General features: G+C 68.4%; 20 protein-coding genes, 2 tRNA genes and 1 riboswitch. Of the genes, 13 read left to right on the top strand and 9 right to left on the bottom strand.

Annotated elements, in window-relative coordinates; genetic code table 11:
- Positions 1–96: 96 nt before the first annotated feature.
- Positions 97–1,401, top strand: a complete 1,305-nt coding sequence (locus tag AB0I15_RS23740) for a M50 family metallopeptidase (RefSeq protein ID WP_358099250.1) — start codon at positions 97–99, stop codon at positions 1,399–1,401.
- 74 nt (positions 1,402–1,475) lie between these two features.
- On the opposite strand, the gene AB0I15_RS23735 is transcribed toward AB0I15_RS23740, so the two are convergent.
- The 6 genes from AB0I15_RS23735 to AB0I15_RS23710 all read right to left on the bottom strand — a co-directional run bounded on the left by AB0I15_RS23735 (position 1,476) and on the right by AB0I15_RS23710 (position 7,005).
- Positions 1,476–2,462: a hypothetical protein gene (locus AB0I15_RS23735; RefSeq protein ID WP_358099247.1), complete on the bottom strand. Its 987-nt coding sequence runs from the start codon at positions 2,460–2,462 to the stop codon at positions 1,476–1,478.
- A 5-nt stretch (positions 2,463–2,467) separates the two neighbouring features.
- Positions 2,468–2,611, bottom strand: a riboswitch (cyclic di-AMP (ydaO/yuaA leader).
- A 68-nt stretch (positions 2,612–2,679) separates the two neighbouring features.
- Positions 2,680–3,759 (bottom strand): galactose-1-phosphate uridylyltransferase, encoded by a 1,080-nt coding sequence (gene galT / locus AB0I15_RS23730; protein WP_358099244.1) that lies wholly within the window; start codon positions 3,757–3,759, stop codon positions 2,680–2,682.
- Positions 3,756–4,535: a DeoR/GlpR family DNA-binding transcription regulator gene (locus AB0I15_RS23725; protein WP_358099241.1), complete on the bottom strand. Its 780-nt coding sequence runs from the start codon at positions 4,533–4,535 to the stop codon at positions 3,756–3,758. The genes galT and AB0I15_RS23725 overlap by 4 nt, the downstream gene beginning before the upstream one ends.
- A gap of 332 nt (positions 4,536–4,867) precedes the next feature.
- Positions 4,868–6,214 carry a TrpB-like pyridoxal phosphate-dependent enzyme gene (locus AB0I15_RS23720; RefSeq protein ID WP_358099733.1) on the bottom strand — a complete coding sequence of 449 codons (1,347 nt, stop codon included), beginning with the start codon at positions 6,212–6,214 and terminating at the stop codon, positions 4,868–4,870.
- Between the two features lie 9 nt (positions 6,215–6,223).
- Positions 6,224–6,850, bottom strand: a complete 627-nt coding sequence (locus AB0I15_RS23715) for a uridine kinase (protein ID WP_358099238.1) — start codon at positions 6,848–6,850, stop codon at positions 6,224–6,226.
- Positions 6,851–6,931: 81 nt separating this feature from the next.
- Positions 6,932–7,005 (bottom strand) — tRNA-Gly (locus AB0I15_RS23710).
- An 89-nt stretch (positions 7,006–7,094) separates the two neighbouring features.
- Here AB0I15_RS23710 and AB0I15_RS23705 point away from each other — a divergent pair.
- The 6 genes from AB0I15_RS23705 to AB0I15_RS23680 all read left to right on the top strand — a co-directional run bounded on the left by AB0I15_RS23705 (position 7,095) and on the right by AB0I15_RS23680 (position 11,070).
- A tRNA-Pro gene (locus AB0I15_RS23705) sits at positions 7,095–7,171 on the top strand.
- 200 nt (positions 7,172–7,371) lie between these two features.
- Positions 7,372–8,184: a hypothetical protein gene (locus tag AB0I15_RS23700; protein ID WP_358099235.1), complete on the top strand. Its 813-nt coding sequence runs from the start codon at positions 7,372–7,374 to the stop codon at positions 8,182–8,184.
- 271 nt (positions 8,185–8,455) lie between these two features.
- Positions 8,456–8,584: a hypothetical protein gene (locus tag AB0I15_RS23695; protein WP_358099232.1), complete on the top strand. Its 129-nt coding sequence runs from the start codon at positions 8,456–8,458 to the stop codon at positions 8,582–8,584.
- Positions 8,585–9,341: 757 nt separating this feature from the next.
- Positions 9,342–9,761 (top strand): DoxX family protein, encoded by a 420-nt coding sequence (locus AB0I15_RS23690; protein ID WP_358099229.1) that lies wholly within the window; start codon positions 9,342–9,344, stop codon positions 9,759–9,761.
- A gap of 59 nt (positions 9,762–9,820) precedes the next feature.
- Entirely contained in the window at positions 9,821–10,558 is a 738-nt protein-coding gene (locus tag AB0I15_RS23685; RefSeq protein ID WP_358099226.1) for a hypothetical protein, read from the top strand.
- Positions 10,559–10,569: 11 nt separating this feature from the next.
- A complete protein-coding gene (locus tag AB0I15_RS23680; RefSeq protein WP_358099223.1) occupies positions 10,570–11,070 on the top strand; it encodes a DinB family protein in 501 nt (166 codons plus the stop codon).
- Positions 11,071–11,077: 7 nt separating this feature from the next.
- Here AB0I15_RS23680 and AB0I15_RS23675 read toward each other — a convergent pair whose 3' ends face one another.
- From AB0I15_RS23675 to AB0I15_RS23665, 3 genes are all read right to left on the bottom strand, one after another.
- Complete coding sequence (locus AB0I15_RS23675) at positions 11,078–12,016, bottom strand: VOC family protein (RefSeq protein ID WP_358099221.1); 939 nt, start codon at positions 12,014–12,016, stop codon at positions 11,078–11,080.
- Complete coding sequence (locus AB0I15_RS23670; protein WP_358099219.1) at positions 12,006–12,701, bottom strand: helix-turn-helix domain-containing protein; 696 nt, start codon at positions 12,699–12,701, stop codon at positions 12,006–12,008. The genes AB0I15_RS23675 and AB0I15_RS23670 overlap by 11 nt, the downstream gene beginning before the upstream one ends.
- Positions 12,702–12,915: 214 nt before the next feature.
- Complete coding sequence (locus AB0I15_RS23665; RefSeq protein ID WP_358099216.1) at positions 12,916–13,392, bottom strand: ATP-binding protein; 477 nt, start codon at positions 13,390–13,392, stop codon at positions 12,916–12,918.
- Between the two features lie 233 nt (positions 13,393–13,625).
- Between AB0I15_RS23665 and AB0I15_RS23660 the strand changes: the two genes are divergently transcribed.
- The 6 genes from AB0I15_RS23660 (at position 13,626) to AB0I15_RS23635 (ending at position 21,834) form a co-directional block, all read left to right on the top strand.
- A complete protein-coding gene (locus tag AB0I15_RS23660; RefSeq protein WP_358099213.1) occupies positions 13,626–14,492 on the top strand; it encodes a helix-turn-helix transcriptional regulator in 867 nt (288 codons plus the stop codon).
- Between the two features lie 165 nt (positions 14,493–14,657).
- Positions 14,658–16,046, top strand: a complete 1,389-nt coding sequence (gene tig, locus AB0I15_RS23655) for a trigger factor (RefSeq protein ID WP_358099210.1) — start codon at positions 14,658–14,660, stop codon at positions 16,044–16,046.
- Positions 16,047–16,460: 414 nt separating this feature from the next.
- A complete protein-coding gene (locus AB0I15_RS23650; protein ID WP_358099207.1) occupies positions 16,461–17,093 on the top strand; it encodes an ATP-dependent Clp protease proteolytic subunit in 633 nt (210 codons plus the stop codon).
- A gap of 11 nt (positions 17,094–17,104) precedes the next feature.
- Positions 17,105–17,728 carry an ATP-dependent Clp protease proteolytic subunit gene (locus tag AB0I15_RS23645; protein ID WP_358099204.1) on the top strand — a complete coding sequence of 208 codons (624 nt, stop codon included), beginning with the start codon at positions 17,105–17,107 and terminating at the stop codon, positions 17,726–17,728.
- A gap of 175 nt (positions 17,729–17,903) precedes the next feature.
- A complete protein-coding gene (clpX, locus tag AB0I15_RS23640; protein ID WP_138691280.1) occupies positions 17,904–19,187 on the top strand; it encodes an ATP-dependent Clp protease ATP-binding subunit ClpX in 1,284 nt (427 codons plus the stop codon).
- Between the two features lie 73 nt (positions 19,188–19,260).
- A complete protein-coding gene (locus AB0I15_RS23635; RefSeq protein ID WP_358099200.1) occupies positions 19,261–21,834 on the top strand; it encodes a valine--tRNA ligase in 2,574 nt (857 codons plus the stop codon).
- Positions 21,835–22,318 lie beyond the last annotated feature (484 nt).

The raw sequence follows: 22,318 nt of genomic DNA, 5'->3' as shown, positions 1-22,318 counted from the left end.
ACTGTCAATGCTCTTCACATGCGTCAAGCCCTGGGGCGCGGCGAGTTCGACTACTCTGGGGCTGTTCTGACTTTCGTCTGCGGGGAGCGCGCCTAGATGAACTGGCTCTACCTTGCGGGGATCATCGTCTTCATCCTCGGGCTGATGTTCTCCATCGCGCTGCACGAGCTGGGTCATCTCGTCCCCGCCAAGCTCTTCGGCGTCAAGGTGACCCAATACATGGTCGGCTTCGGCTCGACCGCCTGGTCACGACGCAAGGGCGAGACCGAATACGGCATCAAGTGGATCCCGTTCGGCGGCTACATCCGCATGATCGGCATGCTGCCGCCGCGCCCCGGTGACGACCCCACCAAGGTCAGGAGCACCGCGACCGGCCCGTTCCAGGGCCTCATCGAGTCGGCCCGCGACGCCGCCCAGGAAGAGGTGCGGCCCGGCGACGAGGACCGCGTCTTCTACCGCAAGAAGTGGTGGCAGAAGGCCATCATCATGTCCGGCGGCCCGGCGATGAACTTCGTGCTCGCCTTCGTCTTCTTCAGCATCCTGCTGGTCGGCATCGGCCTGCCCACCTGGGCGCCGATCGTCTCGCCCGACACCAACACCTGCGTGATCCCGCTCGCGGAGCAGCGCACGGAGTGCAAGGCCACCGACAAGCCCACGCCCGCCGCCCAGGCGGGCCTGAAGCCGGGTGACCGCCTGGTCTCCTTCGACTCCAAGCCGATCGGCTCCTGGCCCGACGCCACCCGCCTGATCCGCTCCCACGGCCCCGGCCCGGTGCAACTCGGCATCCAGCGCGACGGCAAGCCGATGACGCTCAACGTCACGCTCATCGCCCAAGACCGCCCCAACCTCGAGGACCCCGAGAAGGTCGACAAGAACGTCGGCTTCCTCGGTGTCCTGCCCACCGAGGTCATGCAGCAGCAGAGCCTCGGCCAGGTCGTCGGCTACATGGGCGAGCTGACGGCCAGGGTGGCGGGCTCGCTGGTCAACCTGCCGGAGAAGATGGTCGGCGTCTGGCACGCGGCCTTCTCGGGCGAGGAGCGCGACCCCGAGGGCCCGGTGGGCGTGGTCGGCGCGGGCCGCATGGGCGGTGAGATCCTCGCCTCCGACCTGTCCAACGAGAAGAAGATCGCCATCTTCGTCAACCTGCTGGCCGGCTTCAACCTGGCCATCGGCATGTTCAACCTGATCCCGCTGCTGCCACTCGACGGCGGGCACATCGCGGGCGGGCTGTGGGAGGGCATCAAGCGGGGCTACGCCAAGGTCATGCGGCGGCCCGAGCCCGCTTACGTGGACATCGCGAAGGTGCTGCCGCTGACGTACGCGATCGCGATCGTGATGATGATCATGGCCGGCCTGCTGGTCTACGCCGACCTGGTCAACCCGCTCACGCTCACCAACTGACCCCGGGCCCGGCCGACAACGGACGGAAGGCCCCGCGGAACCCCTCGGTTCCGCGGGGCCTTCCGCCGTCCGCCTCAGTTCATCGAGATGTGCACGTGGTCGTAGTGGTTCTCGGTGACGCTGCCCCGGTCCGACATCGTGCGCCAGCCGGATCCGTGGTTGATGCGCTGCTTCCAGATCACGTACTTGAGGCCGAGCTTGCCCTTGTTCTTGATCGCCCATTCCGCGATCCGGTCGCCGAGCGCGTTGTTGGCGGCGCTGGGCATCGACCCGCCCGTGCTCATCATGAAGTCGCACGCCCGCCCGAGCGGGTGCTCGCCGCTCGAGCCGGAGCGGAAGCAGCCCACGTCGAACGGCAGCGAGAAGTTCTTCTCCACCTGCGCCTTCATCAGCCGCGTACGGGAGGTGATGTTGTCCGTGCCGCTCGGCAGCTCGGGCGCCCAGGAGCCGTCGGTGTTGCGGCCCGACCCGAACGGCACCAGGTCCTCCAGCTTCTCGCGGATGTCCTTGATGACGTCCTCGGCGTCGTCGCGCTGCCTCGTCACCTCGGCCGCGTCGTCGCGGATCTTGTCCGCCAGCGCCGCGGCCTCCTCGCTGGCCTTCTTCCTGTCGTCGCGGGCCTTGGCCACGCTCTGCACGACGGCCTGTTGCTCGGCCGTGAGCTGTTCGAGCAGGGCCGCGCTCGAGCTGTTGTCGGGAAGCATGAAGCCGGGCAGCGAGGCGTCGGCGTTCTGGTAGCGCAGCCGGGCGATCTCGGCCACCCGCTGCTCGGCGGTCACCAGCGTCTGCTCGGCGGTGGCCAGCCTGGCCTTCGCCGCCTTGGCGGCCTCCTGCGCCTTGGCCAGCTCGACACGCTTGAGGTTGTACTTCTCGATCAGCTTGTCGACCTTGGTGTTGAGCCGCTTGAGCTGGGCGCGAAGCTGGGATTCCGAGGGTTTGGGGGCGGACTGCACCGCGGCCGGTGCTGTTATGGAGGCCGACGCCGCGGTCGCCGGGAGGGCGGCGAAGGCGGTGGCGGTGATGAGACAGATGGCAAGACTCGCGGGGGACGAAGCCGCCACGTAGGTGTTCCTCTCCCTCTGCCGACCGGGTTAGCTGACGGGTTCGGGCATGGGAGGCTGCGGCCCTACCACCGAAGTGGATTCACCCCAGGTGCGGATTGGGTCCCCGGCTCCCGGGTGACGCGCCCGGGATTAGGCGTGCAACGACCGTTACGGTCGGTGCATATGGGGATATTAGTGGTAGATCACGAGTCATGCGACCTTAAGTAGAAATCTATTAGTGATCTACTTGTGATCGAAGCATGCGGGCGGCCTCCTCCGGCAGCACGTCGTTCACGAAGGCGCCCATCGCGGACTCCGAGCCCGCCAGGAACTTCAGCTTGTTCGGCGCCCGCCGGACGCTGAACAGCTCCAGATGCAGGTACGCCAGCTCCCGGTCCTGCCGCACGGGCGCCTGGTGCCACGCCGAGATGTACGGCATCACGACGCCGAACAGCCCGTCGAACGCCCGCAGCACCGAGGTGTACAGCGGGGCGAAGGCAGCCCGCTCCTCCTCCGTGAGCGCCGCCAGATCGGGCATCTGCCGGTGCGGATACACGTGCACCTCGAACGGCCACCGCGCGGCGGCCGGCACGAAGGCCGTCCACAGCTCGTTCGTGGCCACCACCCGGGTCCCGGCCGCCCGCTCGGCGGCCAGCACGTCGGCGAACAGGTTGCCGGGGCCCTTGTACCGGGAGGCCGCGCCGAGTTGCAGCTTGGTCCTGGGCGTGACGTAGGGGTAGGCGTAGATCTGGCCGTGCGGATGGGAGATCGTGATGCCGATCTCCTCGCCCCGGTTCTCGAAGCAGAACACCTGCTCCACGCCCTCGATCCCGGACAGCTCGGCCGTGCGGTCGGCCCACGCCTCCATGACCAGCTCCACCTGGGCGTCGGGGAGCCGGGAGAAGGAGGAGGAGTGGTCAGAGGTGAAGCACACCACCTCACACCGCCCCACAGCCGGACGGACCTCACTCAGACCGCCGACATCCTGATAAGTCCCAAAATTTCCAGAAAAGGAGGGGAAGCGGTTTTCGAACGTCACCACGTCGTAGTCGTACGCCGGGATCTCCGTCGAGCGATCGTCCGACGACGGGCACAGCGGGCACTCGGCGGTGCCACCGGTCGGCAGGAACGTCCGCGTCTGCCGGTGCCCGGCGATCGCGACCCACTCCTCCGTCAGCGGGTCGTAACGCAGCTCGGACGCCACCGGCCGGGGCTCGAGCGTCCGTCGGTCGATCGCGCTCCTGTCGGCGTCGTCGCGCCGGTCGAAGTAGATCAGCTCTCGGCCGTCGGCCAGGTGGGTGATGGTGCGTTTCAAGGCGAGCCCTCCGCGATGATCAGTTCTCCGGCCCGTTCGGCCAGCTCAGTGCGTGCGTCCTCGGGCAGCCCCGCGTCGCTGATGACCACGTCGGCCTCGGTCAGCTCGGCGATGGTGCTGATGCCGACGGTGTTCCACTTGGTGTGGTCGGCGGGGACGACCAGCCGGTGCGCGGCGGTGACCAGCTCTCTGTCGGTCTCCGACTCGAGCAGGTTGGGCGTGGTGAACCCGGCCCGCACGCTCATCCCGTGCACGCCGAGGAAGAGCGTGTCCACGTGCAGCCGGCGGATCGCGGACACGGCCACGGGGCCGACCAGGGCGTCGGACGGCGTGCGCACGCCCCCGGTCAGCACGACCGTACGGTCGGCGCGCGGGTTGCGGTGGAAGACCTCGGCGACGGGGATCGAGTTCGTGATCACGGTCAGGTCGGGCATGCCGATCAGATGGTGGGCCAGCGCCCACGTCGTGGTGCCGGCGGACAGGGCCACGGCCGTCCCCGGCCGGACGAGCTGGGCCGCGCGCCGCGCGATGGCCTCTTTCTCCTGCTGCTGGCGGGCGGACTTGGCGGTGAAGCCGGGCTCCTCGGTCGAGCCGGGGCCCAGGGCGGTCGCGCCGCCGTGCACCTTCTCCAGCAGGCCGCGCTCGGCCAGCACCTCGAGGTCGCGGCGGATGGTCATGTCGGAGACGCCGAGCTCGCGTACGAGATCGGCCACCCGGACGCCGCCGTTGCTGCGCACGCGTTCGAGGATCGTCTGCTGACGCTGCTGTGCGAGCACGTCCGCCCCTTCCAACAGATTCCACCAAATTATGACACGGAATTGTTGGGGAATGTTAGTTCGTCGTGGACTGCTTGCGCTGGTCAACGGGGAGAGGGACGTTGGGGGCTCATGGTGCGGTCGATCAGCGTCGCCTGACGGCGGCACTGGCCGGCGACACCATTCAACCGGCACTCATTCAACCGGCGTCGTTGAGCCGGCCGGACATCGGAGGCGAGCTTATGGCCAGGCGAGCACGCAAGGGCAAGGCACGCAAGAAGAAGAAGGCGAACCACGGCAAGCGTCCCACGGCGCGATGACGGGGCGGGTGGCCGCCTTCCGGGCGGCCACCCTCATCCGGGCAGTTCGCTGAGTGCCTGGTCGATGCGCTCCTGGGGCAGCGTGAAGTCCTCGAGCCGACCGGCCAGGTAGCGGTCGTACGCGCCCAGGTCGAAGTGACCGTGGCCGCACAGCGCGGTCAGGATGACCTTCTCCTCGCCGCTCTCCTTGCAGCGCAGCGCCTCGGCGATGGTCTCGGCCAGGGCGTGCGTGGGCTCCGGAGCCGGCACGATGCCCTCGGTCCTCGCGAAGCGCAGACCGGCCTCGAAACACTCGCTCTGGGAGCGGGTGACCGCCTCGAACAGGCCCAGCTCGTACATGTGCGACAGCAGCGGTGACATGCCGTGGTAGCGCAGGCCGCCCGCGTGGATCGGGTCGGGGACGAACGAGTGGCCCAGCGTGTGCATCTTGAGCAGCGGCGTGAGCCCGGCGGTGTCGCCGAAGTCGTAGGCGTACACGCCGCGGGTGAACGACGGGCAGGCCGCCGGCTCGACCGCGCGGAACACGGTGGCGATCCGGCCGGCCAGCTTCTCGCGCAGGAACGGGAACGCGAGACCGGCGAAGTTGGAGCCGCCGCCGGTGCACCCGATGACCAGGTCGGGCATCTCGGGCAACTGGTCGAGCGCCTCCTCACCGATCACGGTCTGGTGCATGAGGACGTGGTTGAGCACCGAGCCGAGGGCGTAGCGGGCGTCGGGGGTCGCCGCGGCCACCTCGACGGCCTCGCTGATGGCGATGCCCAGGCTGCCGGGCGAGTCGGGATCGTCGGCCAGGATCTTGCTGCCGGCGCCGGTCATGGGGGAGGGGCTGGCGTGGACGGTGGCGCCGTACACCTGCATGAGCGAGCGCCGGTACGGCTTCTGGTCGTAGGAGGCGCGTACCATCCAGATCTGGCATTCCAGGCCGAACTGGGAGCAGGCGAACGCCAGAGCCGAGCCCCACTGCCCGGCGCCGGTTTCGGTGGTGAGCAGCCGCACGCCCTCCCGGGCGTTGTAGAACGCCTGCGGCACGGCCGTGTTCGGCTTGTGCGAGCCGGCGGGGGAGCCGCCCTCGTACTTGTAGTAGATCCTGGCCGGGGTGCCGAGCGCCCGCTCCAGCCGGTGCGCCCGGATCAGCGGCGTCGGCCGCCAGAGCCGGTAGACGTCCAGCACCTCCTGCGGGATCGGGACGAACCGCTCGCCGCTCACTTCCTGCCCGATGAGCTCCATGGGAAAGAGCGGGGCCAGGTCGTCGGGCCCCACGGGCTGCCGGGTGCCGGGGTGCAGAGGCGGAGGAGGTGGGGCGGGTAGATCAGGAACGATGTTGTACCACTCGCTGGGGATCACCGCTTCAGTCTGCGCCGCCCGCGCACCGCAATCCAGAGCTCGCCGTCACCGGACGAGCACCGCGGGTCGTCCCGGATGGTCGGCCCTGACCACGACGTCCGCGGTCTGCTGCGGCCGCGCCTCCCGCTCGTAGCGCGCGTAGGCGGGCAGCCGCCACCGCTCCGCCTCCGGCGTCCCCCGCTCCAGCGCGCCCGGTGACAGCCACACATGCGCGCTCACCTCGAACGCCAGCCCCCGCCCCAGCAGCAACGTCCCGTCGACCAGCACCACCCCGCCGGGCCCCAGCTCCTGGTAGGGCATCCGGTACGCCCGATCGATCCGGCTGTCCCACAACGCCGGCAGCACCTGCCCCGACCCGCCCGGATCCAGCGGCTCCAGCACCTCCCGCCGCAGCGCCCTGACGTCGAGCCAGTCGTCGTAGAAGGCGTCGGGATCGGTCCGGCCGTGCTCCAGCCGCAGCGACGCCGGCCGCAGGAAGTCACCGGCCGACACCCGGAGCACAGGCCGCCCGCGCAGCCGAAGGGGCGCGACGAGCTCATCGGCCAGCGCCTCGGGCCGCGCGGCGGGCGCGCCATCGACGGCCACCCGCACCCACACGTCCTGAGGACGCCCGGAGATCAACTCGGCCAGCTCCTCGACGAGGGCCTCACGGGAGATCGGTCGCGCGCGCATCGATCTCAGTTTACGAGCGCCCACGGGCGGAGATCACGAAGGCCAGGCTCCCGAACCCGGGTGACCTGGCCTTTTACCGCGTGGAGCGGACGACGGGAATCGAACCCGCGTAGCTAGTTTGGAAGACTAGGGCTCTACCATTGAGCTACGTCCGCGCGAACCGGTCGAACTCTGGTCTAGACTTCATCCGGTCGTCAGGGCGTAAGCGTACCGGAGTCCCGGAGCGTATGCGCACTCGACGAGACGGGGCGTGGCGCAGCTTGGCAGCGCGCTTGCTTTGGGAGCAAGAAGTCGCAGGTTCAAATCCTGTCGCCCCGACCAGCCAGAAGGCCCCACCCGGGATCGGGTGGGGGCCTTCTGCGTGACCAAGTGGGTGCCTGACCAGGACGGCCTCGTCCAGCTAGGTACCTGCCGCCGAGGCGAACACCAGGCCGGTCGCGGGCCACGAACGGTCGATATCGGGAAGAGATGCCCGCCTGCGACCATCACCCCTCCTGGCCCCGTTCCGAGGAGTCGACCGTATGAGGCTTTGGGCGCCTGCCCTGACGATCGCCCTCGTTGCCGCGATCGTCCCGCCGTCGGCCCCAGCCGAGGTTCGCCTCGACCCCGTCGCCGCGCTGCGCCTCCAGCTCGAGAGCGGCAACGGCGTGACGTTCTCGCATGTCACGGTCTTCAAGTCCTGGGATGGAGAGCCGCGGACCTCTCGGCGGTCAGGGGTCCACGAACTGGCCCGCGGTGAGGTCATCGCGAGCGAGATCCTCGATCCTGAGGACGGCGAGGACCCCGAGCGCTTCATCGTCTTCCCGGCCCGGTACTACGAGCAGTCCTCCTTCTGGCGCAAGCGTCTGCCGGCAGGCAAGAGCTGGGGGGTCACCGAGGACCAGCAGTCCCTCGCCCTGACCTGTGGCGATATGAGGCTGAGCGACCCCGCAACGCTGAAGGCCCTGCTCGCCGGCACCAAGGCCAAGCGCCCGGCCGGCGTGTACGACGGCACCCGCACCACCCTGCACGAGGGGATCATCACACTGGGCGAGGTCGCCAAGGTGGATCCCGAGCTCCGTATCGGCACGCGCAGACCCACAGGCGCGTACGCTCAAGCCCGCATCAACTGGAAGCTCTGGATCGGGCAGGACCGGCTCGTCCGCCGATGCCACAGTTCCTCCTGGCAACCCGGTCTCCTGGGCATGGACGACTTCGACCCTGTACAGCTCGTCGACGACGTCCGCCTGTCGCGGTGGGGCCGCGCGACCGACATCAAACCGCCTGCAGCCGATCAGGTGGCGACCTTCGACGAGCTCAAGGTCCCCGAAGAGGCCCCCGTCGCCCCTCGCTAACGGCAGCCCAGGCTTGCCGCAGGCAGAACCGTGTGCAGGACACCCACCAGCACCCAGCGAGACGCGACTCCCGGACCGACACCTCTACGCACCTTCCCGGGCAGTGCGTGCGTAGGCGTAGATGTTCGACTCCTCAGCGGCCCTGAGCACAGCGCCCGCTTGAGAGAACGTCATCGCCTGCGTTGACCTGCATGAACGTAGGGTGGTCGTGAGGAGCGCGCCGAGAAGATGACGGCTGTCCCAGCCCGTCCCCCGGCCGAGCGTCGAGCTCTTGATGTTCTTGGTGGTCAACGGCGAGATCACACCGGTGGCCGACTACGAACGAGTGTCCAAGGCATTAGCGAACACCACTTCGCGCTCGTCGGCCCAGGCGCTCAAGGACCACTTCGCGGCGGCCTGATCGATCCACTCCAGGAGCCTTCGGCGTTCCTGCCACCCCTCCCGTACGCTCGCCACGGTCCAGCGCTCGTCACCATCGCAGGCGTAACCACGCAACGGGTCGCTCCAGGCCGCGAAGAGAACCTGGTGCACCTGCGACTCCGTACGCGGTTGCCGGTAGACGAACTCCTGACCCTGCTCGTCGTGGAGCACATGGGCACGCGCGATGGCCGGGCCGCAGCAGCATGAGTCGGTTTCTCCGCCGTACAACGGGCCGGGGACGTTACGCCAGTTCCGTTCCTCCCACTGACCGAGCAGACATGTTTCCGGCCTCGCCAGTTCGTGTGACGCGTGCGCGGCCGGGATCCGGGGCCGCCGCAGCAGCTCTTGTGGAAGCGGACGCCCGCATGCAGCAGGAGGGAGAGCACCCGCCAGGCCGCGGTGTCCCGCCGGGGTGGGGCGGCGAAGGCGGAGCCGACGTGGATCAGCGGCTCGGCGCAGCGCGGGCAGAGCCGGTCCCGATGATCGGAGCCCGGGTGAGGCTGCTTGTACGAGGCGAGGCACGGCAGGCAGACGAGGGACGTCTTCGCATGGGACATACGGTCGGCGTAGAGCCCGCCAACGGCCAAGATCGACCAGTTTCCGCTCGCCGAGCGGCAAGATCGAAAGGCATGGAGCGGGTGTATCTAAGTACACCCCCATCGGGCAGCCAGCGCGATTCTCCCCCGCGTTCCCGTTCCCTAGCGTCGTAAGCACCGAACGAGAGGGAGAGAACGATCGTGACCACCACACCGCACTCGACCCGTACGAAGCAGACCGCCGCCGGCCGGGTGGGCAATGTCGCCCTGTGGGTTCTTCAGGTGGCCGTGGCGGGCTTCTTCCTGATGTCGGCCATGGGGAAGTTCACGAACGCCGAGCCCGCCGCTTCCACGTTCGAGGCGATCGGGTTCGGCGACTGGTTCCGTCACCTGGTGGCGGTGCTCGAGGTGGCCGGGGCCGTGGGGCTGCTCGTGCCGAGGCTCGCGGGGCCGGCCGGGGCGGCGCTCGGAGGGTTGATGATCGGGGCGGCGCTGACCGAGTTGTTCGTTTCCGGAGGTGGTGTGGTGATGCCGTTGGCAGCGCTCGTCCTGTGTGCCCTCATCGCCTGGGGGCGCCGGCAGAGCACGGCTCGGCTCTGGGTGACGTTCACAGGGCAATGAGCCGGAGGCGCGGTGGGTGTCGCGGGGGTGCTCACCGCGCCGGCGGGCATGCTGGAGCCGTGGACCTCTTCGCGGATGATCCGATGGCCCGCCCGCTCACCTACCCCGGCCGCGTACCGGCGACCTCGGGTGTCCTGATGGACGACGCGTACGTGCCGCTCCACCCCGTCACCGGCCGCCCGCCGGAGGAGTGGCGGGCCGGGAACGGGACGCTGGCCGCGCTGCTGGCCCGCCGGGGCTGCCGGCCGCTGCGCGAGCGGCACCGCGTCGTCGCCGTCGGCTCCAACGCCGCCCCCAGCCAGGTACGCAGGAAGTTCCTCAACCACCGGGTACGCCCCATCGTCCCCATGACCCTCGAAGACGTCCCCGGCATCGCCCCCGGCGTGTCCGCCCACGTGAGCAGGTTCGGCTACGTGCCGGCCGCGCCGATCGAGACGCCGGGCGAGACCTCCAGGCTGTTCGTGCTCTGGCTCGACGAGCACCAGCTCGCGGCCATGGACCTCACCGAGCCCAACTACCTGCGCCGCCCGCTCACCGCCGAACCGGGCCACCGCCCCGCCTTCTGCTACACGGGACGCCACGGCTGCATCGCCGACGGCCAGGGCAGGCCCCGCCGTCTCACGGCGCAGAGGCCCCTGATCCAGTCGCTTCTGGACGAATCGCCCGAGCTTCGCCATCTGTGCGGGAACACCCCCGACGACTTCGTGGCCAACGTCAGGGACGACACCGTACGAGAGGCCGTCTACCGCCTCTTCCAAGCCGGGCACCGGTCAAGAACGGGCGCCGCGGGCGGATAGGGTCGGGGCTCGTGAACGACACCCGGATCCCCCCTCCCCTCACCGGCGATGAGCGGACCGTCCTGAACAACTGGCTCGAATGGCACCGCGCCACCCTCGCCGTCAAGTGCGAGGGCCTGTCCGACGAGCAGCTCCGCGAGCGCTCGGCTCCGCCCTCCACCCTGTCCCTGCTGGGCCTGGTCAGGCACATGGCGCACGTCGAGCGGGTCTGGTTCCGCCGCGTGCTGAACGGTGAGGACATCCCCAAGCTCTGGGACAAGGACCGCGCCAACGACGCCGACTTCGACGAGGTCGACAAGGCTTCGGTGAAGGAGGCGTTCGAGACCTGGCAGGAGGAGATCGCGCTCGCCCGCGCCATCTCGGCCGCCAGCCCGCTCGACGCCGTCGGCGACCGGAACGGCCAGGACTGCTCCCATCGCTGGATCCTCGTCCACATGATCGAGGAGTACGCCAGGCACAACGGTCACGCGGACCTGCTACGCGAGCGTGTCGACGGCGTCACCGGCGAATAACGGCCCGTCAGTCCGCCTGACGGAACACGATCGCGACCCCGGCCGCCTCCTTGGCCGGCACGAACACGTCACCGGCGGCCGTCCTGCCCACGGAGAAACCCCGTTCGCGCAGGAACCGCCCGGTGACGGTCACATCCCGCACGACCACCGTGTACGCGGCGAAGCCGGGCAGAGCCGCCGCCCGCTCGCCCGGCAGCAGCGCGTCCAGCCCGGTGGCGGCCACCAGCGTGACCTGGGCCCGCCCGCCGAGCCCGACCCTGCGCACGGCCCCGCTCCCGTCCGCGGCGCGCCCCAGGTACGCCTCGTAGCGCCGTACGACCTCGTCCAGTTCCTCGTCGGCGACGCACAGCACACACTCGGCGAGCTCCAGCGCCCCGTTGGGATGCCCTTCGCCCTGGGACGAGTCCGGCGCGTTCAGCGCCAGCCCGATCCGCCCCTCCGGTACGCGGCCGGGCGCCACCCCGTCGATCTCCAGATACCGCACGGGCTCCATGCGCACCCCGTCGGCCGTCTCGATCGGCCGCTGCGTGGCGTGCACCCCGCCGTGCCCGACCCCCTGAGCGGTCAGCCGGCCGGCGGCCGCCTCGATCCCCGGCGCGTCGAACATCAGGATGTGCACCCCTTCGAACCGCCGCAGGCAGTCGTCCAGGTTCGCCGCCGTGCGCCGCACCGCCTGCGTGAACGCGGGCAGCCGCTCCGCCGGAACCCGCAGCGGTATCACCCGGGCGTCGGCGGGCACCCGCCCTCCGGCCGCCACCAGCTCGATGAAGCCCTGCGAGAAATAGGCGTGCGTGTTGCCCACCCCGAACGGCTCGGGCGGCTCGCCCAGCCCCGGATAGGCCGGCCCCGGCATGCCGAACCCCATCCGCCGGTAGAGCTCCAGCGCCTCCCCCATGTCGTGGACGAGGTGGCCCACGTGGTGCAGCCCGGTGATGTCATGATCCATCGTTGCCCCCATAGGCGGCGTCCCCGAACTCGCGGGAGAGCCGTTCGAAGATCTCGGCCGCCCGCTCGGCGGCCGGCTCACAGTCGGGCGGGCGCGCGGGCTCGAACGTCCTGCGCAGCGTGTCGGCGAGGTGATCGGCCTTCTCCTCCGGCCCGAGCGTGACCTCGGCGGGCAGCAGCGGCTCGATCGCGAAGAACCCGAACACGATCGTCGGCAGCGGATAGTCCAGATCCTCGGGCCGCAGCCCTTCACGCAGCAGGCCGTGCTCGGCCAGCAGGCCCAGGTAGTCGTGGGAGGCGAGCAGCTTGGCGCCCTGCAGGGGCTGCCTGGCCGGGCTCGAGAGGAACTTGTCGAGCGTCTCGGCGTCCCTGGTGAAGATCGCCCGCAGCACCGGCCGCCGCATGGCCTCCAGGAAGAACCGGCGCATGTACCGGTGCAGCCGGATCTCGCCCGCGTCGGCCCGCATGGCGGCGGCGACGGCGTCGAGCATGGCCGCCGCCTCCCGGGCGCCCACGGCGAAGAACAGCTCCTCGCGGGTGCGCCAGTGCAGGTAGATGGTGCCCTTGCCGACGCCGGCCCGCTTGGCGATCTCGTCGATCGTCACCCGCCGGTATCCCCAGCGCAGCAGCAGATCCTTGGCCACGTCGAGGATCCGGTCCGCCCGTCCACTCTGATCGCCTCGCATGCCGGCTCACTTCCTGACCGTTGACTGGTGACCAATCTAGCATTCTGGTCACGAAGTCGGGCATGCCGAAGGAAGAACCACGGAGAGGGGCAAGAGCGCGCACGTGACGGCGCTCGACCGCGTGCGGGTCAGAGGGCGTTTTCCTGGAGGTGCTCAGGGGGGTGCGGCGGGTGGCGGCCGGCGGGGGCGGAGCCGTACGGGATGGGGGTGTTCGTCAGGAGTCGGCGTGGAACAGCGCCCAGACGGCCTTGCCGCCGCGCGCCAGCGGGTCCCAGCCCCAGCACTGGCTGTACGTTTCGACGATGTAAAGGCCGCGCCCGTTCTCCGAGATGAAGTCCGGCTCCTTGGGCCGCGGCACTTCGTCGCTGGGGTCGGCCACCGCGAGCAGCACGTGCGGCGAGACCCGCATCAGCAGCAGCTCGATCTCCCGGCGCCCCGCGGCGTACATCGCGTACCGCACCGCGTTCGTCACCAGCTCCGACACCACCAGCGCGGCGTCGTCGCTCAGCTCGTGCAACCCCCAGCGCCGCAGCGTCGAGCGGGTCACGTCCCTGGCGGTCTTCACCGAGTCGGCCTGGAAGGGCAGCGGACACGCGGTGGTGTACGGCTTGCCGCCCATGAGCAGGTGGTCGAAGCCCACCTCACGGGTGATCTGCAGGCAATCGGCAGTGGCCAGAGGATCCTCCACCATGCTGCCGATACCTCCCCGTTCAACCTTGGTTAGTGCATGTTTGGCCCAATATGCACTAAGCCATCATGGGTCACGATCGCGGCTGCTGCAAGACCCAAATGCACGTGCAGCTGCATTGTGCAACAGCAAGCGGCGTTTTGGGGCATAGGTAAGCGAATCGGACACGAGGTTGAGACCTTGTCATACCCGGCAATGTGGTGTCACTGTGTGTGCGGACCTTGATAGGAGGCAAAGTGACGCAGAACCAGCCGGGTTCCGGACCGACGGCGCTGCGCATCCTCCTGGGCTCCCAGCTGCGCAAGCTCAGGGAAGCGAAGAACGTCACTCGCGAGGAGGCCGGCCACCTCATCCGGGGCTCGGAATCCAAGATAAGCCGAATGGAACTCGGCCGAGTGGGGTTCAAAGAACGCGACGTGGCGGACCTGCTGACCCTGTACGGGGTCGTGGACAACCAGGCCCGCTCCGCCGTGCTCGACCTGGTGGCCACCGCCAACGAGCCGGGCTGGTGGCACCGGTTCAACGATGTCCTGCCCACGTGGTTCCAGGCGTACGTCGGCCTCGAGGAGGCCGCGGCCCGGATCAGGACCTACGAGGTCCAGTTCGTGCCAGGACTGTTGCAGACCAAGGAGTATGCAAGGGCCGTGGTGACCGCCGGTTCGGCGGGCATCGTGGCAGAGGAGATCGCCAGGAGGGTGGATCTCCGGCTGGAGCGCCAGCGGATGTTGGACAGGCCCGACGGGCCGGTGTTCTGGGCGGTGATCGACGAGGCCGCACTGCGGCGCCCCATCGGCGGCGCCGAGGTGATGAGGGCCCAGATCGAGCACCTCATCGACCTGATGCGGCAGGCCAGCATCACGATCCAGATCATGCCGTTCAGCTTCGGCGGGCACAGCGCGGAGGGCGGGGCGTTCAGCATCCTGCGCTTCCCGGATGCGGACCTGCCCGACGTCGTGTACGTCGAGCAGCTCGCCAGCGCGCTCTACCTGGACAAGCGTGAGGACGTGGACCGATACACCGAGGTCATGGAGCGGCTGTGCGCCGTGAGCACCACCCCGGATGAGACGATCGAGCTATTGCGCACGATCGCGGACGAGTTCTGACCGCCGCGGCGTCGTGGTTGGGTATGCATCTGCCCTAGACTGGCCTTCGGCGTTGGATCCCGCCGTAGCGGAGCATGCCCAACACCGCACATGTGGGCGCGGCGCGTGAGCCGAACCGATGGACGCGCCCGCGATCACTCGTAGCTTGATCAAGGAGACCATTCCGTGAAGACCGCTGTCGAGGAGCTCAGCCCGACCCGGGTCAAGCTCACTGTCGAGGTGCCGTTCGACGAGCTGCGCCCGAGCATGGATGCGGCGTACAAGAAGGTCGCGCAGCAGGTGCGCGTCCCCGGGTTCCGGCCTGGCAAGGTTCCGGCCCGCATCATCGAGCAGCGCTTCGGCCGGGCGGTAGTGCTGGAGGAGACCCTCAACGACGCGGTGCCCAAGCTGTACGGCCAGGCCGTCGACGAGGTCGACGTGTTCCCGGTCAGCCAGCCGGACATCGAGGTCACGAAGATCGACGACGGTGAGCAGATCGAGTTCACCGCCGAGGTCGACATCCGGCCCAACTTCGAGGTCCCCGACTACCAGGGCGCCGAGGTCACGGTCGACTCCGCCGAGGTCTCCGACGACGACGTGGACACCCAGCTCAACGCCCTGCGCCAGCGTTTCGCGACGCTGACCGGCGTGGAGCGGGCCGCGGCCACCGGCGACTTCGTCGTGATGGACCTGCGCGCCGAGATCGGCGGCGAGAACATTGAGGAGCAGCAGGCCAGCGAGGTCTCCTACGAGGTCGGCGCCGGCTCCGTGCTGCAGGGCCTCGACGACGCGCTCGAGGGCATGTCCGCGGGCGAGGAGAAGAGCTTCAAGACCGAGCTCGTTGGTGGCGAGAACGCCGGCGAGGAGGCCGACGTCATCATCACCGTCAAGTCGGTCAAGGAGAAGGTGCTGCCGGAGCTGGACGACGAGTTCGCCCAGCTCGCCAGCGAGTTCGACTCGCTCGACGAGCTCAAGACCAGCATCCGCGAGCAGGCCCGTCGCAACAAGCTGATCGACCAGGTCGTCCAGGCCCGCGAGAAGGCGCTCGACTCGCTGCTCGAGAAGATCGAGATCCCGCTGCCGGAGAGCGCGCTCAAGGCCGAGGTCGACGCCCGCAAGCACAACCTCGACCACCAGATCGCCGAGAGCGGCCTCAGCCGCGACGCCTTCTTCCGCCTCTACCAGACGACGGAGGAGGAGCGGCTCGCCGAGTTCGACACCAACTCCGCCAGGGCGATCAAGATCGGGTTCATCCTCGACAAGATCGTCAAGTCCGAGGAGCTGGGCGTCTCGGAGCAGGAGCTGACCAACTTCGTGGTGCGCCGCGCCATGGAGATGGGCGTGCAGCCGAACGAGCTGGCCAAGCACCTCGCCGACAACGACCAGCTCACGCTGGCCATGGTCGAGATCGTGCGCGACAAGGCCCGCTCGGTGCTCGGTGACGCCGCCAAGGTCGTCGACACCGACGGCAACGAGGTCGACCTCAAGGCGATCTACACCGAGATCAACGGTGAAGAGGTCGTCGAGGAAGAGGCCCCCGCCGAGGAGAAGGCCGACGACAAGGCCGAGGCCTGACCCTCGTCCAAGCCCGACCGGAAGCCCCCGGAGACCTGCCCGCCAGGCCCCGGGGGCTTTCGGCATTCTCCAGGGGCTCACCGCGCTTCGGCACGGCGTCGGGGTGGCCGGGGGCCGGTGACCGTGCTCAGGGGCGCTCAGAAGGCCCGTGAGGACGTCGCGGCGGCCGGCCCCTGTTGACTCCCCTCCTTGGGCCTCGGGCCCTCTCAGGGCGCCGCAGGGAGTTCGACGGCCATGAGGTGGAAGCGGCTGGGGGACGAAAGCCGACAGGACGCCGCAAAGAATGACAGGCCAATGCCCGTCCGAACCTGCGCCGTCAGCGAACAGTCCGGGAGACCGGGCATGAGCTGTAGGCGACGCGCGTTAAGGTCACAAGCAAAGCCAATCGATTACGACGCATCGGAAGGTGACGCTGTGACCAGCCCGCCGACCTTCTATCAGCCTGAGTCGCGAGGCCGTGAGAACGGCTCGTCCTTCCGGCTTGAGGACCAGCTTTACCAGCGCCTGCTCCGGGAGCGGATCATCGTGCTCGGGCAGGAGGTCAACGACGAGATCGCCAACCGCATCTGTGCGGAGCTGCTGTTGCTCGCGGCCGACGACCCCGAGCGCGACATCACGCTCTACATCAACTCGCCGGGTGGCTCGGTGAGTGCCGGCATGGCGATTTACGACATGATGGAATACGTACCTAACGACGTATCCACGGTTGTGATGGGCATGGCGGCTTCGATGGGGCAGTTCCTGCTGACGGCGGGGGCGCGGGGCAAGCGCTACGGCCTGCCGCACGCCCGTGTCATGATGCACCAGCCGTCCGGAGGCATCGGTGGCACCGCCGCCGACATCGCCATCCAGGCGGAGCAGATGCTCTATGTGAAGAAGACGCTGGCCGAGAGGATCGCCTTCCACACGGGGCAGTCGCTCGACCAGATCGAGGCCGACTCCGACCGCGACCGGTGGTTCACGGCCGAGGAGGCCAAGGACTACGGCTTCATCGACCACGTCGTGCGCAGCGCGCGGCAGGTGCCCTCCGCGGGCCCGGTCTCCTAGGGGGAGCTGACATGAACATTCAAAGCCGTTACGTTCTCCCCTCCTTCGTCGAGCGCACGTCTTACGGCGTGAAGGAGATGAACCCGTACAACAAGCTCTTCGAGGACCGCATCATCTTCCTCGGGGTGCAGATCGACGACGCGTCGGCCAACGACGTGATGGCCCAGCTGCTGACGCTGGAGTCGCTCGACCCCGACCGTGACATCAGCATCTACATCAACTCGCCGGGCGGTTCCTTCACCGCCATGACGGCGATCTACGACACGATGCAGTTCGTCCGGCCGGAGATCCAGACCGTCTGCCTCGGCCAGGCCGCCTCAGCCGCGGCCGTGCTGCTGGCCGGCGGCACCCCGGGCAAGCGGTTCGCGCTGCCCAACGCCCGGGTGCTGATCCACCAGCCGTCCACCGAGGGTGGCGGCCAGGGCAGCGACATCGAGATTCAGGCCCGCGAGATCCTGCGCATGCGCACGCTTCTTGAGGACATCGTCGCCAAGCACACGGGCAGGCCGTCCGCTGACGTCCGCAAGGACATCGAACGCGACAAAATTCTCAACGCGGACGAGGCAAAGGCGTATGGTCTGATCGACGACATCATCCCGTCCAGGAAGAAACGAGCCCAGGCCGTGGCTTCCTAGACGAGACGTGACGCACCGGAGCGCTGCCCAATAGGGCACGTTCCGGTGCGACTCGCCGCTAGGGGGCTCACTGAGGGCCCAGAAGACGGTAACGTCGAAACCTGAGCGGTTCGGACCGGGTCCGGAGGATACGGATCGCGGCAGCAGGGCGGTCCCACGCAAAGGAGTATCTGGGGTGGCACGCATCGGCGACGGGGGAGACCTGCTGAAGTGCTCTTTCTGCGGGAAGAGTCAGAAGCAAGTCAAAAAGCTCATTGCCGGTCCAGGCGTCTACATCTGCGATGAGTGCATCGATCTCTGCAACGAGATCATCGAGGAGGAGCTCTCTGAGTCCTCCGAGCTCAAGTGGGACAACCTGCCCAAGCCGAGGGAGATCTACGAGTTCCTCGACGCCTACGTCATCGGTCAGGACAAGGCGAAGAAGGCTCTCTCGGTGGCGGTCTACAACCACTACAAGCGGGTGCAGTCGGGCGACCGGGGCAGAGACGACGGTCTGGAGCTGGCCAAGAGCAACATTTTGCTGCTCGGGCCGACCGGTTCGGGCAAGACGCTGCTGGCGCAGACCCTGGCGAAGATGCTCAACGTACCCTTCGCCATCGCCGACGCCACCGCGCTGACCGAGGCGGGCTACGTGGGTGAGGATGTCGAGAACATCCTCCTCAAGCTCATCCAGGCCGCCGACTACGACGTCAAGAAGGCCGAGACCGGCATCATCTACATCGACGAGGTCGACAAGATCGCTCGCAAGAGCGAAAACCCGTCGATCACGCGCGACGTCTCCGGTGAGGGCGTGCAGCAGGCGCTGCTGAAGATACTGGAGGGCACCACGGCTTCGGTGCCTCCACAGGGCGGCCGCAAGCACCCGCACCAGGAGTTCATCCAGATCGACACGACCAACGTGCTGTTCATCTGCGGCGGCGCGTTCGCGGGGCTCGAGAAGATCATCGAGTCACGCATCGGCAAGAAGGGCATCGGCTTCAACGCCATCATCCGGTCGAAGGAAGAGGTCGACACGGCCGACATCTTCGCCGACGTGATGCCCGAAGACCTGCTGAAGTTCGGCATGATCCCCGAGTTCGTCGGCCGCCTGCCGGTCATCACCTCGGTGCACAACCTCGACCGTGAGGCGCTCATCCAGATCCTCACCGAGCCGCGCAACGCCCTGGTCAAGCAATACCGCAAGCTGCTCGAGCTCGACGGTGTGGAGCTCGAGTTCACCGACGGGGCCCTCGAGGCCATCGCCGACCAGGCCATCCTGCGCGGCACCGGCGCCCGCGGACTGCGCGCCATCCTGGAGGAGGTGCTCCAGTCCGTCATGTACGAGGTGCCCTCCAGGCAGGATGTCGCCCGCGTGGTCATCACGCGCGAGTCGGTGCTCGAGCACGCGATCCCGACGCTCGTCCCGCGCGACCAGCTCGCCGCCAAGCAGCAGCGCACGCCGCGCGAAAAGTCGGCCTGACCGGCCGATCCGCACGTCCGAACGCCCCATGGCCGCAAACCATGGGGCGTTCCGCTTGCCTGGCTCCCTAGAATTGGTCACTGTGACAACGCCAGAGCTGCCTACTCAATACACACCGGCCGACGTCGAGACCCGTAGCTACGAGCGCTGGGTATCCGAAGGCCACTTCCGCGCCGACCCGGGCAGCTCGCGCGAGCCGTACAGCATCGTCCTCCCGCCGCCCAATGTGACGGGCGTGCTGCACATCGGGCACGCGCTCGACCACTCCATCCAGGACGCGCTGACGCGCCGCGCCCGCATGCAGGGGCGCGAGACGCTCTGGCTGCCCGGCATGGACCACGCCGGCATCGCCACCCAGAACGTCGTCGAACGCGAGCTGGCCAAGCAGGGCAAGTCGCGGCACGACCTCGGGCGCGAGAAGTTCGTCGAGCGGGTCTGGGAGTGGAAGGAGGAGTCCGGCGGCCGGATCCTCGGCCAGATGCGCAAGCTCGGCGACGGCGTCGACTGGTCGCGCGAGCGCTTCACCATGGACCCGGGGCTCTCGCGGGCCGTGCAGACCATCTTCAAGAAGCTGTTCGACGACGGGCTCATCTACCGCGCCGAGCGGATCATCAACTGGTGCCCGCGCTGTCTCACCGCGCTGTCCGACATCGAGGTCGAGCACAGCGAAGACGAGGGCGAGCTCGTCTCGATCCGCTACTCCGACGAGATCGTGGTGGCCACCACGCGCGCCGAGACCATGCTCGGCGACACGGCCGTGGCCGTGCACCCCTCCGACGAGCGCTACGCCCATCTGATCGGCACGCTGGTGGAGGTGCCGCTCACCGGCCGCATGATCCCGGTGGTCGCCGACGAGCACGTCGACCCGGCCTTCGGCACCGGCGCCGTCAAGGTGACGCCCGCGCACGACCCCAACGACTTCGAGATCGGGCGGCGCCATTCGCTGCCGTCGCTGACCGTCATGGACGAGCGCGGCGTCATCACCGCGCACGGCCCGTTCCAGGGGCTCGACCGTTTCGAGGCCCGTCCCGCCGTGGTCGCCGCGCTGCGCGCCGAGGGCAGGATCGTCGCCGAGAAGCGCCCCTATGTGCATTCGGTGGGTCACTGCTCGCGCTGCAAGACCGTGGTCGAGCCGAGGCTGTCGCTGCAGTGGTTCGTCAACGTGCAGCCGCTGGCCAAGGCCGCCGGCGACGCCGTTCGCGACGGGCGCACCCGCATCCACCCGCCCGAGCTGGCCAAGCGCTACTTCGACTGGGTCGACGACATGCACGACTGGTGCATCTCCCGCCAGCTCTGGTGGGGCCACCGCATCCCGGTCTGGTACGGCCCGGGCGGCGAGGTCGTCTGCGTGGGCCCCGACGAGGAGCCGCCCGCCGGCTACACCCAGGACTCCGACGTCCTCGACACCTGGTTCTCCTCGGGTCTGTGGCCGTTCTCGACGCTGGGCTGGCCCGACGCCACGCCGGAGCTGCAGCGCTTCTACCCGACCTCCGTGCTGGTGACCGGTTACGACATCCTGTTCTTCTGGGTCGCCCGGATGATGATGTTCGGGCTCTACGCCATGGACGGCGAGCCGCCGTTCCGGGTCGTCGCGCTGCACGGCATGGTCCGCGACCAGTACGGCAAGAAGATGTCGAAGTCGTTCGGCAACGTGGTCGACCCGCTCGACTGGATCGAGCGCTTCGGCGCCGACGCCACCCGCTTCACCCTGCTGCGTGGCGCCAACCCCGGCGCCGACGTGGCGGTCAGCGAGGAGTGGGCGGCCGGCTCGCGCAACTTCTGCAACAAGATCTGGAACGCCACCAGGTTCGCGCTCATGAACGGCGCCGCCGTCGGATCCCTCGACGACGCCGCGCTGACCGCGGCCGACCGGTGGATCCTGTCGCGCCTGCGGACCGTGATCACGGCGGCCGACGCGGCGTTCGAGGAGTTCGAGTTCGCCAAGGCGTCCGACCTGCTCTACCACTTCGCGTGGGACGAGGTCTGCGACTGGTATCTCGAGCTGGCCAAGATCCAGCTCGGGGAAGGGCTGGAGCACACGAGGCTGGTCCTGGGCCACGTGCTCGACGCGCTGCTGAGGCTGATGCATCCGCTGGTGCCGTTCGTGACCGAGGAGCTGTGGCGAGCCGTCACCGGAGGCGAGTCGATCGTCGTCGCCCCCTGGCCGGTGCCCGAGGCCCGCTACGCGGATCCCACCGCCGAGGCGGAGATCGAGGCGCTGCAGGAGCTGGTGACGGAGGTCCGCCGGTTCCGCTCGGACCAAGGGCTCAAGCCCGGCCAGAAGGTGGCCGCACGGCTCGGGCTGGCCAGCACGCCGCTGGCCGGTCAGGAGACGGCCGCACGGGCGCTGCTGCGGCTGACGGAGCCGGCGGAGACCTTCAACGCCACGGCGCGCTTCAGCGTGGGCGGGGTGACCGTCGAGATCGACACGGCGGGCGCCATCGACGTGGTGGCCGAACGCAAGCGGCTGGAGAAGGATCTGGCGGTGGCGCGCAAGGAGGCCGCCCAGGTGGCGGCCAAGCTGGGCAACGAGCAGTTCATGGCCAAGGCACCGGACGACGTGGTGGCCAAGGTCAGAGGCCGGGCCGAGCAGGCGTCCGCGGACATCGCGCGCCTCGAGGCTCAGCTCGCCGGACTGGGTGTTTGAGCCGTACGAACGCGGGGAAGGTCCATTCGTTACATGAAGATGGACCTTCCACGGCGCTGAGACTGCTACAGTTTTCAACGCGGGGCTGGTTAGCCCTGATATCCCTCTAACAAATCCCGATCTTCGGGCGTGTCCGGCCATGCGGTTGGACAAAGGCCGAAAGTTGGAGTAAGTTAGCAGGGTTGCCTCCAAGAGGGGCAAGTCCGGAAGCTCCCGGATCGGGCGGTTTGACAAGAATCGTCCAGATCTGGTAGACTGAGGGAGACGAAATGTGCGCATCCAGCGCCAAGGTTGCAGAAGATCTTGGCGAGGGAAGTACGCGTCCGTTTCTTGAGAACTCAACAGTGTGTTAAAAGCCAGTGCATGATGCACAACCCCGTCAAGATGGTTTTGGCGGATTCCTTTGGTTGACATTCATGATGTGGATGTTGGCCAGGACGTTTTCCAGACATTGTTTGGAGAGTTTGATCCTGGCTCAGGACGA

Origin of the sequence: Nonomuraea sp. NPDC050643, from assembly GCF_040654715.1 — a bacterium.
Classification (GTDB): domain Bacteria; phylum Actinomycetota; class Actinomycetes; order Streptosporangiales; family Streptosporangiaceae; genus Nonomuraea.
Note: the sequence above shows the minus strand (reverse complement) of the source record. Positions and strands in the feature narration are given on the sequence as shown.

What these genes read in the sequence shown, in the direction of transcription:
- AB0I15_RS23740 (WP_358099250.1), top strand. Translation starts at nt 97, where the DNA reads ATGAACTGGCTCTACCTTGCGGGGATCATCGTCTTCATCCTCGGGCTG.
- AB0I15_RS23715 (WP_358099238.1), bottom strand. Translation starts at nt 6,850, where the DNA reads ATGCGCGCGCGACCGATCTCCCGTGAGGCCCTCGTCGAGGAGCTGGCC.
- AB0I15_RS23700 (WP_358099235.1), top strand. Translation starts at nt 7,372, where the DNA reads ATGAGGCTTTGGGCGCCTGCCCTGACGATCGCCCTCGTTGCCGCGATC.
- AB0I15_RS23675 (WP_358099221.1), bottom strand. Translation starts at nt 12,016, where the DNA reads ATGGATCATGACATCACCGGGCTGCACCACGTGGGCCACCTCGTCCAC.
- AB0I15_RS23670 (WP_358099219.1), bottom strand. Translation starts at nt 12,701, where the DNA reads ATGCGAGGCGATCAGAGTGGACGGGCGGACCGGATCCTCGACGTGGCC.
- AB0I15_RS23665 (WP_358099216.1), bottom strand. Translation starts at nt 13,392, where the DNA reads ATGGTGGAGGATCCTCTGGCCACTGCCGATTGCCTGCAGATCACCCGT.
- AB0I15_RS23645 (WP_358099204.1), top strand. Translation starts at nt 17,105, where the DNA reads ATGAACATTCAAAGCCGTTACGTTCTCCCCTCCTTCGTCGAGCGCACG.